Source organism: Pseudoalteromonas sp. SWN29 (genome assembly GCF_015864465.1).
GTDB lineage: Bacteria > Pseudomonadota > Gammaproteobacteria > Enterobacterales > Alteromonadaceae > Pseudoalteromonas.
This window is the reverse complement of sequence record NZ_JADYXE010000019.1, coordinates 58,696-78,343: the sequence shown is the minus strand read 5'-3', so window position 1 is coordinate 78,343 and position 19,648 is coordinate 58,696. Positions and strand designations below refer to the sequence as shown.

General features: G+C 39.6%; 10 protein-coding genes. 7 read left to right on the top strand and 3 right to left on the bottom strand.

Annotated features, from left to right (window positions below):
* On the bottom strand, positions 1-1,151 hold a 1,151-nt coding region (locus I6F53_RS09355; protein ID WP_197239346.1), incomplete at its 3' end, for an IS1634 family transposase.
* A gap of 687 nt (positions 1,152-1,838) precedes the next feature.
* On the opposite strand from I6F53_RS09355, the gene I6F53_RS09350 reads away from it, so the two are divergent.
* The 4 genes from I6F53_RS09350 to I6F53_RS09335 all read left to right on the top strand — a co-directional run bounded on the left by I6F53_RS09350 (position 1,839) and on the right by I6F53_RS09335 (position 10,541).
* Positions 1,839-5,549, top strand: a complete 3,711-nt coding sequence (locus I6F53_RS09350) for a TonB-dependent receptor (protein WP_166109286.1) — start codon at positions 1,839-1,841, stop codon at positions 5,547-5,549.
* Positions 5,550-5,611: 62 nt separating this feature from the next.
* A complete protein-coding gene (locus tag I6F53_RS09345) occupies positions 5,612-7,399 on the top strand; it encodes an Ig-like domain-containing protein (RefSeq protein ID WP_197239345.1) in 1,788 nt (595 codons plus the stop codon).
* Positions 7,400-7,556: 157 nt separating this feature from the next.
* Positions 7,557-8,600 carry a family 16 glycosylhydrolase gene (locus tag I6F53_RS09340; protein ID WP_197239344.1) on the top strand — a complete coding sequence of 348 codons (1,044 nt, stop codon included), beginning with the start codon at positions 7,557-7,559 and terminating at the stop codon, positions 8,598-8,600.
* A 12-nt stretch (positions 8,601-8,612) separates the two neighbouring features.
* A complete protein-coding gene (locus I6F53_RS09335; protein ID WP_197239343.1) occupies positions 8,613-10,541 on the top strand; it encodes a CRTAC1 family protein in 1,929 nt (642 codons plus the stop codon).
* Positions 10,542-10,611: 70 nt separating this feature from the next.
* Here I6F53_RS09335 and I6F53_RS09330 read toward each other — a convergent pair whose 3' ends face one another.
* Positions 10,612-13,152 (bottom strand): TonB-dependent receptor, encoded by a 2,541-nt coding sequence (locus I6F53_RS09330; protein WP_197239342.1) that lies wholly within the window; start codon positions 13,150-13,152, stop codon positions 10,612-10,614.
* A 344-nt stretch (positions 13,153-13,496) separates the two neighbouring features.
* Positions 13,497-15,632 carry a multiheme c-type cytochrome gene (locus I6F53_RS09325; protein ID WP_197239340.1) on the bottom strand — a complete coding sequence of 712 codons (2,136 nt, stop codon included), beginning with the start codon at positions 15,630-15,632 and terminating at the stop codon, positions 13,497-13,499.
* A 343-nt stretch (positions 15,633-15,975) separates the two neighbouring features.
* On the opposite strand from I6F53_RS09325, the gene I6F53_RS09320 reads away from it, so the two are divergent.
* From I6F53_RS09320 to I6F53_RS09310, 3 genes are read left to right on the top strand one after another with little or no spacing between them, the layout of a single operon-like run.
* Positions 15,976-17,397 carry a sulfatase gene (locus I6F53_RS09320; RefSeq protein WP_197239338.1) on the top strand — a complete coding sequence of 474 codons (1,422 nt, stop codon included), beginning with the start codon at positions 15,976-15,978 and terminating at the stop codon, positions 17,395-17,397.
* Between the two features lie 19 nt (positions 17,398-17,416).
* Positions 17,417-18,580: a mandelate racemase/muconate lactonizing enzyme family protein gene (locus I6F53_RS09315; protein ID WP_055255562.1), complete on the top strand. Its 1,164-nt coding sequence runs from the start codon at positions 17,417-17,419 to the stop codon at positions 18,578-18,580.
* 17 nt (positions 18,581-18,597) lie between these two features.
* Positions 18,598-19,473, top strand: a complete 876-nt coding sequence (locus I6F53_RS09310; RefSeq protein ID WP_197239336.1) for an SMP-30/gluconolactonase/LRE family protein — start codon at positions 18,598-18,600, stop codon at positions 19,471-19,473.
* Positions 19,474-19,648: the final 175 nt, after the last annotated feature.

The following is a 19,648-nucleotide window of genomic DNA, read 5'->3' as shown; positions in this document are numbered from 1 at the left end:
ATTGCGGTTTCGTTTTCTTCAATTTCTGCAGTGATTTGCCATTCAATACTTTTTACTCGCGCATCTTTTTTAGGTCGCCCTTTACCTTCATAGACTTTATGCTCAATAAATTGCTGAGTCGCTATTTGATGATGCTTCATCTTTTTCGCTAATTTATCTAATGCGCGTTGTGCGTCAGTTTGACAAGAAAAACGTTGAGCTTGTAAATGAAAAAGATCTTTTTTGATGCCGGTGTGCGCTCGCTCAACTTGTCGAATAATACTTTTTTGTGCTCGGCTATTGGCTGCCTTTGAATAAATAACCATCCATCTTTGCTTTATCCCCATATGATTAACTTCCTCAACAACATATTGATAATTATCGTCAATTTTAACCCATTGGTTGGTTACAATAGCTGTTCTTATCGATGCTTTTTCAAGAGAGATTGTTGAAGGAACTAACGTGAGAAATTGAATTTGAGATAAAAACTCAGCATTACTTTTATGATAAAGTTTACAGTCAGCCACAAGATATTTAGGGCCTTCGCTTTTTTTGAACTCGTTAACAAGCGCCTTACTTCGCGCTTTAAAAATAGCGGTGTCGGCACTGTTTCCATCCCAATTTTTACAAGCAAGTGGAATGCCTCCATCTTGACTGACAATGATTTCCTGTACGACTTGTTTTAAATCTGGACGATGAGCTTTGCTATAACCGTGAGTGATTTTAATGACGTTTTCATCACTGTCTTCATCATCGAAAGCATATTCACCGGTAAGCGAGTGACTGGTTGTATCAAGTGATTCAAACGTTTTATCAACGTGTTCAATTTCACATGCTTGTCCGGAGACTAATGAAAATAAGCTTTCACAGCCAAACTCGAAACACTGGTCGAGGGTTCTACCGAGTTTGTGACGATTAAAGTGTGATGCTTGAACCCCTTCACGAAATAAATGTTCAAGCGGCAAGTTGGTAAAAAATTGAGGGCTGAGTGATAAAGGTCGATTGGCAAAACCTAGTCCATTCATGATCATGCCTTTTACGGCTTCACCTGGGGTGATTTCTTGTTTATCGTCTTGAGGTAAGTATTGATCTAAAAGGCTGACAATTTTTAAGTCTTCTATAACACCAGAAACAATACCGTGATGGTCTAACCGTTTGATTTTTAGATTCATATACACCTCAAAGTTGAGGTGTTATTTTATCAAATTAAGGAGGTTTAAGCGCTTAAATTAAATAGAAATTTTTGATATTGGTCTGATCAATGTCAGATAATAAGTAAGGTTTTAATTTAAGTTAAGCGCTTAAATTAGGTTCTTAAATTAAAATCGTGTGTATTGCCGTGTATGTTTGAGCTTTAGATTTATGGGCAATACATTTGGTTTACCGCTTTCAAAACTGCTGATTGGCAGCTTTTGATAGCTGTAAATATTCTAATGAGCATAAGTTAATATTATAAACCCTCGTAAATTTCTTTCTGAACAACTCAATTTTGATCATTTTCAACAACATATTTTATTTATTAATGGGGATTTTGAGTCTCTTTTTTTGTTTTGTATAAAACATAAAAATATCTACGTTACTTTCACTTAAATATTAATGAATTTAAATTGTTTAAAAACAGCGGTTTAAATTACTTCGTTTGAAAAAGAAACAAAAATGTAAAAATCAAAGTAAACGACTTGTAAATATAAACATCATATGTTTAACTTGATCGCAAGTTAAGCAAAGCTCTGAAACGAAATTAGGATACCAGGACGTTCATTCATTTTATCTGTGGCGCTTAACTAACAATAAAAATAGACAACATCATCACACACTGGCATTGAGAAAAACGATGCCGATAAACAGGAGAGCACACAATGCAGCATAACTTTAGGTTATCAGCAGTCTCTGCAGCTATTATTGCTTCGCTTATTTCATCATCTGCTTTTGCACAAGAAGATGAAGAAAAAGAGAAAATAAAACTACAAAAAGATATCGAAATAATTGAAGTCCAAGGGATCAAAAGTAGCTTACGAAAAGCGGTAAACGCAAAGCGCTTTTCCGACAACGTAAGTGACTCAATTCATGCTGAAGATGTAGGTAAATCAACAGATCAAAACATCGCTGATGCACTATCTAGAGTAACAGGGGTGAGTATTCAAGAAGAGGGCGGTGAAGGAACACGTATATCAATTCGTGGTGCCGGACCTTCTTTAAATCAAATATCAATGAATGGTGTCGCACTTACCGGTGGACTAAGTACCGATGGCTCTAGTGCGGGTGCTACTAACGATAACAGTGTTGATTTAAGCTCTTTTTCGTCAGATATATTGTCATCTATCGATGTAATTAAAACATCTTCTGCAGATAACGATGAAGGCTCACTCGGCGCAAGTGTTGTGCTTAGAACTGTAAAACCGCTAAATTTAAACAAACCACGTCGTTCTTTTACGGTTGAAGGGCGCTACAACGAGTTTTCTGATGAAAGTGACTCACGCATTAATTTTAGCTTTTCTGATAAATACTTCGACGACACCTTTGGCTTTATTATAACCGCCTCTAAAGATACCCAAAAAACACGACAAGATCGTATCAATACCGATTGGGCTAACGGCGCAATTCCTATTGTTGATTTAGATGATGCGACTGGCCGTACAGCACATGACACTGTTACAGGCAAAGCAATCAGGGTACTTGGCAATCAACGTGATGCTGATGGAAATAAGCTTTTTGGTGAAAATGGAGAAGCATTATTAAACCCACTGAGTTCACTTAATAATTACGACCCTGAAACGCAAATATTACATGAAGGTGATTTATTTGTTTTAGCGCGTGAGGTTATTGATTTTACATTAAATAATGACCAACGAGATCGCTTGTCAGTGTCTACAGGTTTTCAATACCAACCAACAGAGTCACTCGATATTCAGCTAGATGTAACTCATACAGAGCAAGATGTGTTAACCGACAGTCAACGACTACGTTTAAACATGGGACCTGTAACACCTTTAATTTATGCCGGTGATGACAATACAGCACTAAACGGGGTTGATTTATCGACCAATACCTTGCAGCAATCAAGTAGCCGCTCTACAGGTGGTAACTTTGTTCGCTCCTACGGACTTAGAGAAATTGATACTAATGTAGCGTCACTCGATATTGATTATCAGGTTACCGATTCATTAAATATGAATGTAAGAGCTGGTTTTTCTAAAACGACAGATGAAACACCAGACGATGATGAAAAAGACCGTTACATCTCTATTAGTACAGCCACATGGGGCACGGCAGGTCGTCAAATAGTTGAATCAATGCCCGATGGTAGCCACGAAATGGTTGGCTACGACTGTGGCAGCAATGGAGAATGTAGTTACTCAACTGGCGTTACTCCAGGGGAGTTTGATGCCTTTGATGGTACATCTAATGCGGTATACAGCCGTTTTAATCCATATGACATGCAGCACAATCACTTAGGTAGTTTAGTGCTTCGTAAAAACAAATTAGCGGATACAAACAAGTCGCTTTTTGTTGATTTTGACTATGCGCTTGATGGCGACTTTATTAGATCGCTTGAATTTGGAGTTAAGTGGTCAAATCGTAAAAAAGATGTCTCTATTCAAAATAGAGCAACCACAAATGGCAGTGATTTAATAGATTTAGAAGACCCTGATCAAGCGTTTGAAGTACGTGGGCTTGGTACAATTCGCTTAGCCGATATAGTGGCTGATAGTGCCTATCCTTACGATAATTTTGGTGAAGATATTCAATCAGATCGTTTTGCACAGTTTTTTAATGGCTGGCCGTTACTAGATGCCGAAAAAGCGCTTGAAATTGTTTCAGGTAAAGATGCAGGCGAAGTAGGTATACGAGAAACCATTACAGGCAGTCGTAATATTGAAACCGAAACAAAAGCCGCTTATTTTAAAGCAAACTTTGAGCTGATGGATGGCAAGCTAACAGGTAACTTAGGCCTTAGGTATGTAAAAGATGACACAACAGCAACAGGCGTAGGCGGTATTAACTATACGCGTTTTCCACAAATGGTTGATGCGTATAATTTGTTAGTTGAGCGTGGTTTAGCAAATACAAATTTAGATGCCTGCCCGGCAGCTGTTATGGGGGTCTCTGACACGGGTCAGCCTGATCATCGTTACACACCTACAAACGATGCTGAGCTACAAAACTGTTGGGCATGGCAAATCACTCATGCGTATAACCGCTCAAACCCAGCTACTTTCCCTGTTGATCCGCAAACGGGTCAGTTTGTAATTCCCGGGGCTGATGGCAACACCGGACTGGGTGTAAATCAGCAAGTGTTTGTAGATGAAAATGGCAACATTATAGCTAACAATGCATTACCTTCTTTAATTTACGACAGCAACGGAAATTTAGTTCCCACGTCAGCTAATGCATGGGCACACTTTGCAAGTAACGGACAAATTTGGCCATTTTTAGACAGAACAACTTCATTTACAGGAACACAAGGTAGCGGACGTGAAGTACAAGACCGCGTTGCTTGGGTAACTAAAAAAGGCGGACATGACGCTTATTTACCTAGCTTAAACTTAAATTATGCAGTTAACGAAGAAATGATTGCACGTTTTGCTGTTAGTAGAACCATGACGCGTCCTCGTTTTGATTCATTAAACCCACGTACACAAATTTTTGAGCAACAATGGGACTCTGCTAATGGCTCAGCAGGTAATGCAAATTTAAAACCGCTTAAATCAACCAATCTCGACTTGTCTTATGAGTGGTACTTTAGCGATTCAGGCTTGCTGTCGGCAGCGTTCTTTTACAAAGATATGAAAGACTTTGAAGAAACGGTGGTTGTTCCGTATCACTATAAAGACGTTAGGACCGAATACGATTTACAAACAGCCGATTTATTACTTGATTACGATGAGAATAGAGCACCAGGTGGCGAAGAAGATTGTATGCCACTTAGGCAAGTTGCAGGCTTTTTTGACCAATGGCGCATTGAATGTGACGTTGTAAACGTAACCACAGTAACCAATGGTAAAGGCGCAGATATTAAAGGTGTTGAACTAGGTTACAACCAAAACTATGACTTTTTACCAAGTTATTGGGGTGGCTTAGGTTTAAACATGAACTATACCTACCAAGATTCAGAATCTGATCGTCAGCAGGTAGGTAATACCGATATATTTTTAAAACCACTACCACAACCTTTCACTCCAAAGCATTCTCTAAATACAACACTGTATTGGGAACAAAAAGGGATTCAATTACGTTTAGCGAGTCGCTACACCGGGGATCAATTAGTTAACCGAGGTTTAGTTGGCGGCGCTACATGGCAAGAGGCAACCCATCGTTTGGACTTTAGCTCAAGTTATAAAATTAATAAAAACTTTAGCTTAACTTTTCAGGCACTTAACTTAACTGATGAAACTAACCGAATTTATTACACCAGTTCATTTAGTCGTAATGCGTTTGAAGCTAACTCGCAAGAGGTTGTGCTTGATGAAGGTAATGCAATTGAAGATGGCAGTGTGACTACTTCGCGTACAGCATCAGTTTGGAAAACAGGTCGTCAGTTCCGTGTTGGTCTTCGCGGTACCTTTTAATTGAGAAACTATTAGCAGCGGGCCACGTTAGGCGCGCTGCCTTACAAATCTTGGAGAGTAAGATGAAACATAACTTACTAATAAAAACAGCAATTAGCAGTATTATATTTTCAGTATTAACAGGGTGCGGCGGAACGGATGAAGGTTACGATCCGCAGTTTAAATCTGACTTAGCACTTGTAATCGATACCGCAGTGATCACGAGCACATTAAATGAAGAGTCCGGAGTTCAAGAAATTGATTTACTGCAAGGCGTAACAATCGACGGTAAACCAGCCTCTGAGTCAGGTGCAACCATAAACGTAAGTGAGTTAGAGTTTGTGGCTAATAATAATTTCACTACCCCACAAACAAGTGCTAATACTATTGCATCACACCGAATTTCACCTTTCACGCAATCAAGTGATAGCACTAAATTAGTTGTAAATACCGATGCGTTTTCGGCGGCATTAAGACAATGCGACCAAACCGATATAAGAGGCGCTTTAGATGGCGATGGTAACCCTATTGCTGATGGTAACTTAGACTTTCCGAGCCAAGTTATTTATAACATTACATATTCTATCAATAATGGTGCAGCTATTGCTGCGGGCGGCGCACTGCCTACACGTACATTACAATTAACTGTCAATGCGATTGATGATGTTGTAACTGAGGTCAGCGTCTCGCCGATTGAAATCCCTGCTGGTGGTCAAGCAAGTGTATTCGCATCAGCGATACCAAATTACGCGTGTAACCCCGCACTTGTTTACTCAATTGCAGATGAAGATATTGCAACCATTGATGAAAATGGCCTTATTAGCGCTAAAAATACCGGTGAAACGACTATTACAGCCACAAGTGTTGATAACCCCGAAGCTTCAGCAAGCGCCACACTTACAGTGACAGGTGCTTTTAGTCTTGCAATAACAAACGACGATAAAAACGAGTTAGGCGCTTCTTCAGGTAACAAGGACGTTCCAATCTGTGTGGTCAGTGGTGTAGAAGTGCAGCCGGCTTTACTAAACGCAGAGTTAAGCGGCGAATATACTTTTGATTGGACACTTAACGATGAAGTTTCATTTACGAAAAGCTTAACCGCAAAAAGCGGCTTTGGAGAAGTACTTGCCATTAAAGCACCTACAACAATAGACAGCCCAAATACGGTAACGGTTGAACTTATTGATGGCGATACAGCAAGTACACCTTTATCACTTATTTCGCAAAAAAGTATTACGGTTAATACTGTTAATAACCAAATGTGTGAGCCGGGTGTGTCTGAACACGAAGCAGGCTTTAACACCGACTTTAACCTCAATGGTGAAGGCGCACCTTATAAAGGTAATGCCACTTATAGTGTATCGGCAACCTCTGTGTCGGGTAATGGTCGTTCGCTTGAAATTACAGCGGGTACTGCTACTCAAGGTGAAGCGAATACACCGTACTCTTTTGCAACTCAGCAAGTTTGGAATAAACAACGTAACTGGTATAGCGCCAACTATGGACGTGGTGCCGAGTCTGTTGGTAAAACATACCGTTATGCCGTATGGGTTAAGTTAAATCAAGTGCCTGTTGAACCCGTTACGTTGCGCCATGTTGTTGTACCGTGGGTTTATGACGGCATACCTGAGGATGCAAATGGATTTACAGGTCGTTACTCAGAAGCGGGCTTATTTAGCGCAGCACTCGCAGCCACTACGCAGTGGCAATACATCGAGTTTGTAGAGGATTCAACTAATCAACGCGACTGGGCTATTCCAGCAACATGGAGCTCAATTACCGATGTGTTTACCCTTTGGGAAGTGTATGGACTGCCAACGGGTGATTCAATCTTGATTGACGATTACGCCGTTACGCGTATCGATATTTAAGCGAGTACTAGACGCATAACATAATATTAATTAAAGCGGCTTTAAACTAAATAGGTTTAAAGTCGTTTTGTTTGCTTATAAGCCACTAAAAAATCTATTTATTTACGTATTAATTTTTAACTTTCACACAAACTTACATACAAAATAATGAGACATCATGAACAACACGCAAAAAAATATAAAAACACATAAATTGACGCTCACAGCAGCATTATTGTCGGTAATAACCATTGGCGGTTGTAGCAGCGATGCGACGACTAACACGCAAAAGCTTCCCCAAACTAAAAATAACTTATTGCCTTTAACAGATCCGCAAAACACCGGTAAATGGGTACTTAACACCCAAGTAAGTGATGAATTTGAAGCCAGCACTATCGATGAAGAACGTTGGTACATTGTGGGTAAACTTGAAAACGGTAAACCTGTTTATAAGCATCCAGATAATCCAAATAAAAAAGTATGGAAAGGCCGCGCACCTTCGCAATTTTCGGGTAATAACTACCGCCTAGAAAATGGCAAACTAAAGCTAGAAACACGTTGGGAGCCCGACTTTCCTTTTGAACAAAAAATACATAAACCCGTGTTTGGTGATGCACTTAAATACGAAAACCTCACAACGGCATGCTTTATTGGCAGAAAGTCATTTCAGTACGGATACATAGAAATTAAAAGCAAAGCCGCTGATGCGCAAGTGAGCAGTGCATTTTGGTCGATGGGCGAAAAGTTAGAAGTTGACTTTTTTGAATTATTTGGCGACTCGCTCGACCCTAAAAAAGATCACATAGACAGTGAGTTATGGTGGTCAATCCGCGATTGGAATAAAAAGGTAATGGGCAAGCCCACTTACACAGAACGAAAAGACTTAGGCTTTAGAGTAGCCGATGACTTTCACGTGTATGGAATTGATTGGAGCGCCCAAGGAATTAAATACTATGTTGACGGTAAATTATTTAGCGAAGTATCTGCAGCACAAGCTGATGCTTGGGCAAAAGAGCACCGCGGGGTTGATACAGGCTATGTAGCCACTAAGCCACTGTTTTTATGGCTTGATCAGGAGACTTTTCCTTGGCATGGCGTACCAAAAAGTAAAGAAGAGCTTGAACGTAATAGCCCTGAGGGCAAAAAAGATGATGGTGTGGTCGACTTTGAAATTGAATACATCCGTGTGTGGCAACAAAAACCATTACAGTCAGTTAAGTAAGGAGTGGGTTAAATGAAAAAAAATAGTAAGCCAGCAAACACGTTATTTTGTTTATCACTGATCGCTACAAGTGTTCTGCTTTATGGATGTAACACCACTCAAAGGGCAAGCAATGAAACGCTAAGCGACAACAGCAGTAATAAATTAATGTTTAGCGAATCGCACAATATTATACCTTTTGAGCCACTATCGCGTCGTAAATGGGACAGTGCACTGATTGCAGACTTTGATAAAGATGGCTATCAAGATGTATTAATTACTGAGCATACCCACGCAGTAAAAATTTTTTGGAATAACAAAAACAATACCTTTTCAGCACCACAGATAATTATTAAAGGCGACACACACGGCGTGGCTGTTGCTGATTACGACTTAGATGGTCGTATGGATTTAATAATAGCCCAAGGCGGTGGTGGAGGCCTAAAACCGCGTTTACCTGTATCGTTTCAAATAAATCATGACCGGACTGTTGAAGGCGGAGAAACGTTTGATAATTTTGAACGTACACGCGGACGTGCGGTTAAATTAATTGATGGCAATAACAGTGGCACTTTAGATTTAATGCTCTCTGCTTTTCCGCTTAAAAAGCAAAAAAAGGGAGCCAACCATATATATAAAAACGAAGGGCATAATCATTTTAAGTTTGTCGATTACTTACCTACTGCAAAATGGCTTGGTTATAAAGCCTTAGTTAGTGATTTTGATAATGACGGGCACGATGATTTATTTTTTTACGGCGGAGATGACATTGTTGTAGCGCAGAGTAAATCTGATTTAGGTTATAAAAATAAAAGTAAGGCTGTACTAGGAAATAATCGCAATATTAGCCATGTAAGCAGCATGACCGAAATCGATTTTGATAATGACGGTGACTTTGATTTATTTTTAACTCGCGCTAAACACCAATTTGAGCAACACACCTTTTACGATGCTCAATCTCAAAACTTTGCTTTTTTTACTCGTAACGAAGCATTTAAATTTGAAGATTTTAAAATCGAAGGTGACTTTGAAATAGAAAACCTGCAAATGGCTTACCCCCATTTTAATGTGTTTATTGGTAAAAATAGTGCGCCTTTAGCATTACAAGGGCACGGCGGCAGTGAACGTACGGTAAAGGTAACAAAAGAGCAAGCTGCTGGCTGGCCTAAAAAGCTAAATAAAAAAGGTTTATATATAGGTTACTTAGGTAATGATACTTGGCGCGTAGCGGGGGATACTAGATCCCCTACAGCCGGTGTTATTAAAAGAGTGACTAATTCACCCAAGGTAAAAGGGCTTGAGCCATTACCAGCGGTATTATTAGAAAACCAGCAAGGAAAATTTGTTGATGCAACAGCCAAGCTAAATATTAATCTTAGCGAACCCACAACCAGTGCTGTAGCCGGAGATTTTAACAACGATGGTTGGAGTGACTTATTTGTATTACGTTATGGCAATCCGGCAAAAGCCAACGAGCAGCTACTGTATTTAAATCAGCAAGGTAAAGGCTTTAAGGCTTTACAAAATCATGGTGTTATTTCAACTGAGCTTGGAGCAACAGGGGGCAGCGCACAGGCCTTTGATTATGATAATGACGGCGACCTTGACTTAATTTACTCAAACGAGCGCGGCCGTTGGCATTTATTTACTAATAACACAGCTTTAGATACGCAGCATAACTTTTTAGTCACTAATATTGGTTACTCGCCTAAAGCCGGTGTGTCGGCATTGGGAGCTACTGCGACTATAAAAGCATGTGGGCAAAATTATAAGCGTGTTGTAGGCGCAACAGGTGCTGGCTTTTCACAAAGCGAAAATAATAAGTTACACGTTGGTTTAGGTACGTGTACACAGATAAATAATGTATCGGTTCGTTGGAGTAATAATGAGCATGTAGATATTAGCAATGCAGTTATAAATGACGCTAACGGGGAGTTAGTTGGAAGAAAAGAGCCGCTGTAAGTAATTAAATGCAGATATAAAAATAGCGCTTATTAAGCGCTATTTTTTTGTATTTAGTTTTCGTTATCTATTAAAAGCTATATTGAACACTTGCCCCCACATAACGACTCCAGTCACGAGGATAGAATGCTTCCCCAAAACCTTCAGAGTTTATACGTTGGCGAGTAGTGTACGACTTATCAAATAAGTTTTTAATGAATACACTAAACTGTAAGTTATCTTTGCTTACGCTTAAGTAACCATCCCAAATGCTTGACGATGGGTTAGCTGATTCGCCAAAGGCAAGTTCGTTAATTGATTGTGTATGGCTGCCATTATAACGCCAAACTGCACGTGTATTAGCATTCCAGCCTGTATCAGCAATTTGTGTATTATATGAAATAGTACTTAAAAATTGTTGCTCAGCATTATTAGGGAAAGATAAACCCGTTTGATCAAAGCTCTGATAGCCTGTTGAATCAGTTGTACAACGAGAAGCAAGTAGACCACCATCACCAGCAGGACAGTTTATAGGTGTATCAGCAAAGTCCTCGTAGCGAGCATCAAAATAAGCGTAGTTAAACGACCACTTTAATTTATCTGATATTTTAACCACTACATCGGCTTCAATACCGGTTGAACGTGCTTGTGCTGCGTTTACATAGCCTGCAAAAATAATGTTATTTTCTTCATCTATTACACGGCTGGCACGTACTTGATAATCGTCAACTCTCATATCAAAGTACGTAAAGTTAAACAGTAAATCGTTATCAAAATAAGCTGAACGCAGACCTACTTCAAAGTTTGAAGAGTTTTCAGGATCGGTAGGGAAGTTGTCTGCATCGGCAGGATCGGTATTTGTTGTTACAAAGTAAGATGCCCCTTTATAGCCGGTAGAATAATTCACATAACCGCGAATATCATCAGTAAAGTCATAACCTACAACCGCTTTGTATATAAATGCGGTGTCTGAGTTATCAAATTTAGTTGGCGCGTCTTGGCGTAAAATAAGCGATGGATCTGTTTGAGCAAGTTCTAATACTTCATTGAATGTTTCCATTCCAACACCTGTAGAAGGTGTTGCCAAATCTGTACGTGCAAAGGTTGCATCACTTTTTTCGTGTAATAATCTAAAACCAAAAGTAGCATCTAATTGCTCAGTTATTTGGTATTCAAGTTGTCCAAAAATAGCGACGTTTTCAAAACCAGTTGTAAAATCACCACTATTTAGTAAGCGAGAAGGTGTTAGTAATGAGCGGTCGTCATCGCCAGTAGTTGCATAGTTAGCTAAAAAAGCATCGGTAGATTGCTTTGAATAACACCCTGTTAATTCGCCGCCTTCAATAAAGCCACGGTTACCTGCAATACAACCGTCACGTATTTCAGAGCGCTGACCGTCGGTATCATGGTAAAAAAGACCTAATACCCAATCAAATTTTTCATTATTAAATGACGAAATACGAAACTCTTGTTGAAGAACATCAACCGATTCGTTACCACCAAAAGCGGTTCGCTCTACAGGAAAATTAATAGTAAAAAATGCTGAACTGTTATATAAATCAAAATCTCTGTAGCTACCATTATAGCTAAGTGTAATTTCATCATTTAGGTAGTAATCAGCCGATATTGAAAAGCCAAAATTTTCTGTTCTACCAAAGTTACCTTCTGCATTACGTGATGTAACCGGGCCGCCGGCTTCTTCAAAAGTAGACTCAGGATTTACACGGTTATAGGTTGTGCCTTCAATAGTGCCATCGTCTTTTACATTAACGATTGGACGAGGGCCAAAATCTGGGTTTATTCCACCTAAACGAGTAAGAGAACAACAATTTGTGTCTGTCTCTGAATATTCTAAGCGAAATAGTACGTTTAGCTCTTCACCGTTGTCGTACAAAAGTTGGCCGCGACCAGCTTTCGTTGTTTTTGCGCCAATAGTGTAATCTTCTTCACCAGGCATGGTGTTTTTTATCCAACCATCAATATCACTGTATTGTGCGTTAAATCGAGCTGCCCAGTTTTCGTTAAGTGGTACATTTACGGTGCCGCTAAAATCAGTGCCATCAAACTCAGTAACTTGTGCTCTAACCGTGCCTGAAACTCGGTCATCTAGTTGCGGCTTTTTAGTTACATAATGCAATAGGCCTGTTGATGTGTTTTGGCCAAATAAAGTCCCTTGTGGGCCGCGCATTGCTTCTACACGCTGTACATCTGAAATAGGTAAGTTAAGCATTGATTGGCGAGGTAATACTTCACCATCTATAACGACTAGGTTTGAAGACTGTAAGCCAATTGAATTTGTAAAAGTGCCTATACCACGTGTTTTTAATGTTGTAGTTCGTATTTCACTGCTGTCATCAATGCCAAAACCAGGTAAGTAGGTGACTAGATCAAACCCATTATCTATACCAATTTCTTGAATTAAATCACCGCTTAGCACTTCGATTGAAGAGGGAACTTCTTTTAATGCTTGATCGCGTTTTTGTGCGCTCACTAAAATAACTTCAAAATCGTCTGAATTGCTTTTAGCTTGTTTTGCGGTTGTTTCTTCTTGTGCATATGCAGTGTGTGTGAAAGCTGATAAAGAACAACATGCAAGTAATATTGCTGTATGCAATTTACTGTGTTTAAGCATTTTAACCACTCCGTTTCTTCATAATTACTGTGTGTGCAGATAATGCAACGGCAGTATCTGTTATTTAGAATCAGGCTAATTAAACAGCGACTCTTAATTGCGATAAAGCTATAAGCAATCAAGAAGTGTAAATAATCACGAATGATTCATTCTAACAATTTAAACATATGATGTTTGCAAGTGCAATGTGTTGATTACTTGTTTATTAAATGTTGCTTGTGATATTGAGGTTATAACCTTGTATTACCGTTTAAGTAACACAAGATTATTAAGTTAAGTGTTTGAATTTTAATCTCTAATCTAAATTACAAATTTAGAATGAAAAATAATTCAATTTTTAAAAATTATTTTAAACGAGCAAAAAAGTGGTAATCCTCAGCATTTTTAAGCTTTTGAGCAAAGCTCATTCCTAAATTTTTAAGCTGCGGCGCATTATTATAAGCACCAATTTTGAGTTTTAATTCACTCACGGCTTGCGCTGTTGAGCCAATGCTATCTAGTGCTAAAAAGTATAAATAAGCGTATTGCACGTTATTATTCTCAAGTGCCATTGCGTGTTTAAACGAGTCAACCGCAGCGGGTTTGTTACCGCTTCTAATAAGCGCCATACCGTTTGCATAGTGCAGCGACGCAGACGTAGGTACGGCCTTTAAACCACTGTTTAACGTGCTTTGCATTTTCGCTGTTTGACCAAGGCGATAATAAATATCGGCTAAATTTACATAACTTGCATCAAAGTAAGGGTCAACGCTAATGCCTTTTTGTAACGACTTTATAGCACCGTTTATGTCTTGTTTATTAAGCGCGAGCATACTTTGATTGATGTTGCCTTCACCGCGCCATGTATTGACGGTATTGGCGTGTGCAAGCTCTATAATTGATTGATTAAGCCCGTTTAACTGCGCTGTTGTTTGGCTTAGGTTTTGCGCTGCAGCAACACGCACCGACTTTAATTTGTCGGTTAATAGTTGTTTGTAGCTTTTTAAGCGCTCTGCTTCGGGGAGTAAAAAGCCTACTTTAGCAATCGCTAAGCGAATAAGCGGGAGCGGCGAATTAACCCAACTTTTTACTGTGGCATCGTTTAGCTCAGCGCCCGAATTACCTAAATAGGCAATTGCACTGGCGCGGTCTATTTCATTTAACGAAAAGTCATTAATTAAGCTCATATGTGCATTTTGCGATATCGCTTTTAATGAGCGTAACTCAAGCATACTGTGCTCGCTTGCACTTAATGGCGGTGCTTTACCATGCCATTTTTCAAGCGTGCTTGCTGCCCATTCGTTTGTTTGACCGTCGTGGCATTGCACACACGCATTGGGTGTATCGTATTTTATTGATATGTCAGGGCGCGGAATTTTAAAGCTGTGGTCGCGTCTGTCATCAACGCCCATGTATCTGTTGGTTGGCATGTGGCAGCTAACACATTGTGCACCGGTTGATTGTTCTTTATGGCGATGATGCTCGGGTTTGTTATATTCGCTGGCACTGTGGCACTGTAAGCACAGCCCATTCGTTTTTGTTTTAACTTTCATGGTGTGTTTATCGTGGCAGTCAACACAGTTAACCCCGGCTTTGTACATTTTACTTTGTGCAAAAGAGCCAAACACATACACTTCTTCTTTAATTTGGCCATCGGCGTGATACAAATTCGGTTCTAAAAATGAAGGGCTAAATTGATCCAAAAACGCTTGGCTGTTATCAAAGCCATCAGTCAGCGGGCTTCTAAGCGAGTGACATGCATAACAGCCTTGCATAAAGCTGTTATCGCGCGGCTCACCTTGCCAAGTAGCAATTTTGTTATCGCCAATTATTTTCCACTGCGACATATTGGTAGGGCTTGTTTGAGCTGTCTTTATTATTTTTTTAGTTTTATGTTCATCCGTTATATCGCTGTGGCAAGATTTACAGCCCACATTTATGTTTGAAAAGTGCGTATCAAAGCTTTCTTTTTCAGTAGTGTAATTACGCTTTAAATTATCAGAATGGCAATCGGCGCACATGCCGTTCCAGTTTTGCAGAGGTTGCAGCCAATGGAGACGGTCGCTGGGTTTTACATCCTCGTTAGCGTAGTTGGCGTACCAACGCTGACCGCCTAGTGATTTAGCGCGACTATCCCATGCAAAAGGAAATACCTGGTATTTGCCTTTTTCAACTTCAATTAAATACTGTTGCAGGGGGTCAAAGCCAAATACATAACTTACGGTGTACGTTTTTTTAGTACCTTGCTCGGTCAAATCAATTAAAAAGGCCTCTTTTTCTTTATAAAATACGGCTTTTTGAGAAAAATGGGTCGCGGTTATATTATTAAAATCACCAAGCACGGTATCTTTATTGGCTAAAGCCATTGAGTTTGCATGGTCTGACTGTTTCCAATCATGGGTTTGTTGTTGATGACAAGACTGGCACTCATCATTTGCAATCGCTGAAAAACAGCTGCATAAAAAAAGAACAACAAAAAGGCTGTTTTTTATATTTATCATTTTAGAATCCACCTTTAATAGCACACCAATGCATACTTAAAATTAAATAACAGGCCGCAGCTAAGCACACAGTAAATAGGCTTTGCCTTTAAACTGACAATGTTATTAGGCTTAAGTAATAGTGAGAAATTGAAAAATTAATTTCAAAATATCATACATCATATGTTTGCAATATTGTTATGTTTTGTTTAGTGTAGCGATATTGTGATTTATAAACGCATTATTTACAACTCAACCATTAAATTAACTATCCGTAATAGTCTAATATAACCAATATGTTAGCTATGGTGTAATTAATATTTTTAGCTATGTGCTTAACTATTATATTAAATAGGAAACTGTGATGAATAAGCTACTTGTTCTTCTTTCTGTATGTTTAGGCTTTTGCGTTAGTGCTAATGCAATGGCAAAAGCACAAACAGAAAAACCTAATATTGTTTTAATTTTTGCTGATGACGCAGGTTTTGGTGATTTTGGCTTTCAAGGTAGTACGCAGCTTAAAACACCTAATTTAGATAAACTTGCCCAAAGCGGTGTTCGTTTTACTCAAGGTTACGTAAGTGATTCGACTTGCGGTCCTTCACGTGCAGGTTTAATGACGGGTAAGTACCAGCAACGTTTTGGTTACGAAGAAATTAACGTACCAGGTTTTATGAGCGATAACTCAGCACTTAAAGGTGCAGATATGGGCTTGCCATTAGATCAAAAAACAATGGGCGATTATCTTAAAGAGCAGGGCTATAAAACAGCAGTATTTGGTAAGTGGCATTTAGGTGACGCCGACAGGTTTCATCCTTTAAAACGTGGTTTTGATACTTTTTTAGGGTTTAGAGGTGGCGACAGAAGCTACTTTAACTATTCAGAACAAGAAATGAAAAATGGAAACAAACATTTTTTTGATAAAAAATTAGAACGCGACTTTGGTAATTACGAAGAGCCAAAAGAGTACTTAACCGACGAGTTAGGTAAAGAAGCCGCTAAATACATTGAACAAAACAAAGATGAACCCTTTTTTATCTACCTAGCTTTTAACGCGGTACACACTCCGCTTGAATCAGATCCTAAAGATTTAGCTAAGTTTCCAAACTTAACGGGTAAACGTAAAGAGCTTGCTGCAATGACCCTAGGGTTAGACAGAGCCAGTGGTTATGTACTTGATAAACTTAAAGAGCTAGGCTTAGATGACAATACTATTGTGGTTTTTTCAAACGACAACGGTGGCCCATCTGATAAAAACGCCTCAAATAATGCACCACTTGCAGGGACTAAATCAAACCAGTTAGAAGGGGGCATTCGTGTACCATTCTTAATTAGTTGGCCAAAATATATTAAACCAGGTTCGACTTACGACTACCCAGTAAGCACACTAGATTTACTGCCTACTTTTTACAGTGCCGCACAAGGTAAGGCGTTAGGTAGCGATATTGATGGCGTTGATTTACTCCCTTATATTCAAGGTAAAAACACAGCACGCCCACATAAAGTGATGTACTGGAAAAAAGAAAACAGAGCTGTAATACGCGATAACGATTGGAAACTTATTCGTTACCCAGACAGACCTGCAGAGCTATACGACCTAAGCACAGACATTAGTGAACAAACAGATTTAGCAGCAAAAAATCCTGAACGTGTTAAAACTATGTTTAAATCATTGTTTGAATGGGAATTAACGTTAGAGCGTCCGCGCTGGTTATTAAAAAGAAAATACGAAAAATACGATATAGACCGCATGGATAAATACCGTTTACCAGCAACTCAACCTTAATAACGCATAGGTAATAATAATGAAAATAGAATCTGTTGAAGCGCTTTTAGGCTGCGTAGGGAAACGTAATCAGCTATTAGTAAAAGTAGTAACCGAATGTGGCATAGTTGGCTGGGGCGAATCGGGCTTATCAAATCGAGAGCAAGCAGTTATTGGCGCGATACATCACTTTGCTGGATTTTTGAAAGGGCAAGATCCGCGTAAAATTGGCCGTATTTGGCAAGAGCTATACCGCAGCCATTATTTTGAAGGGGGCCGTGTAATTACGGCTGCTATTTCAGCGATTGATATTGCCCTTTATGATATTTTAGGTAAGTCACTACAAGTGCCTGTTTATCAGTTGTTAGGGGGCAAACAACGCGAGCATATAGCGTGTTTTGCGTGTTGTTATACAGAGGCCGATCCTGATAAATTTGACGATTTAGTTAAAGAAGCAAAAGCACTTATAGCGCTAGGTTGGACAACAATAAGAGTGATACCGAGTCGTTTTGACGACCCTGTGTTTTTTGAACCACAAGAATCTATAACGCGCACAGCTCGCTGCTTAAACGAGCTGCGTAAAGTACTTGGGCCTGATATTACACTTGGTATTGATTACCATCACAGATTAAGCGTGGCTGAGGCAGCTTCGTTTTGCCAACGTTTAAAGCCCGATACACTCGATTTTATTGAAGAACCGATTCGTCATGAATCTCCTGATGCGTATAAAACGCTGCGTACTTTAACGCATATTCCTTTTGCGATTGGTGAAGAGTTTAGTTCTAAATGGGCAGCTAAGCCTTATATAGAGCAGGGGCTTACTCAATATTTACGTGTAGATGTGTGTAATATTGGTGGCTTAACGGAGGCGATGAAAGTGGCTGGTTGGGCTGAGGCACATTATATCGATGTTATGCCACATAACCCGCTTGGCCCTGTGTGTACAGCAGCCACAAATCACTTTGCAGCAGCGCTACCAAATTTAGGCTTAATGGAAACGCACCAAGGCCCGTTTAGTGAGTTTGGCGCCCATGATCCACTTCTTTTTCCTAAGCAGCATGTGTTAACAGGCAATAAATTTACTATTCCTGAAGTACCTGGTTTAGGTGTTGAAGTGAATGAAGCCGCGTTTAGATTGGCAACCCCTGTAGAAACCGAAGCACCGCATTTATCAAAGCGTGATGGTTCACATACTAACTGGTAACTTGTTTAGAGAATTAAATGAATACACTTACAGCGACTGTTTTTGACAGTACACTAAATTTTGTAGGCGAGGGGCCTTTGTGGCACCCGATCACACAAACGCTTTATTGGGTTGATTTTCCAAACCACATTTTGCACAGCAAAAAAGGCGACCATAAAGTTGAGCAACGCTTAGATGATATGGTTACCGCTCTGGCTTGGGTAAACAATGAAACCCTATTATTAGCAAGTGATAAAGGCCTAAATACCTATAATACCAGCACGCATAAGCAAACTTTTTTGTGCAGCGTTGAAGCAGATAAACCTGACAACCGCAGTAACGATGGGCGTGCCGATCCGTGGGGTGGGTTTTGGATAAGCACAATGCACGGCGATGCTCACGAAAACGAAGGGGCAATATATCGTTTTCACAACGGCGTACTTACTCAAGTTGTTAGTGATTTAACCATACCCAATGGTATTTGTTTTGATAAGTCGCGTGCTAGAGCTTATTACGCAGATTCAAAAACGCAAAAAATTTACCGATTTGACGTCGACTCACTTACGGGTTCGCCAATAGGAGAAAGTGTGTTGTTTTTTGACTATTCAAGCTCAGCTGTATCACCTGATGGCGCTGTAATTGATAGCGAAGGCAACATGTGGATTGCACTTTGGGATGGCGCACGTGTAGATTGCATATCGCCCGAAGCTAAGGTAATTCAAAGCTTAGCGACTCAAACACCTCGCCCTACCTGCCCAGCGTTTGGCGACGATGGTACAACACTTTACGTAACGTCAGCACAATGTGGCCTAGAAGATACCCCATTTAATGCTATACCTCACGGCGCTACGCTTGCATTTAAAAATGCGGTAAAAGGCGTGTTTGAGCCTTGCGTTAAAATAGACGGCTTTTAATTTTACGTATTCACTTTAAATATTAATTTTGTGTTTTTTCCTCTTACATTAATTAGATGTGAGAGGAAAAACACATTGCACATATAAACATCATATGTTTATATTGTTTTTACTAATTCTATCAATGTTATTCTTTTATATGTTGTAGAGCACTCATTACCAACACAGTAAAAGT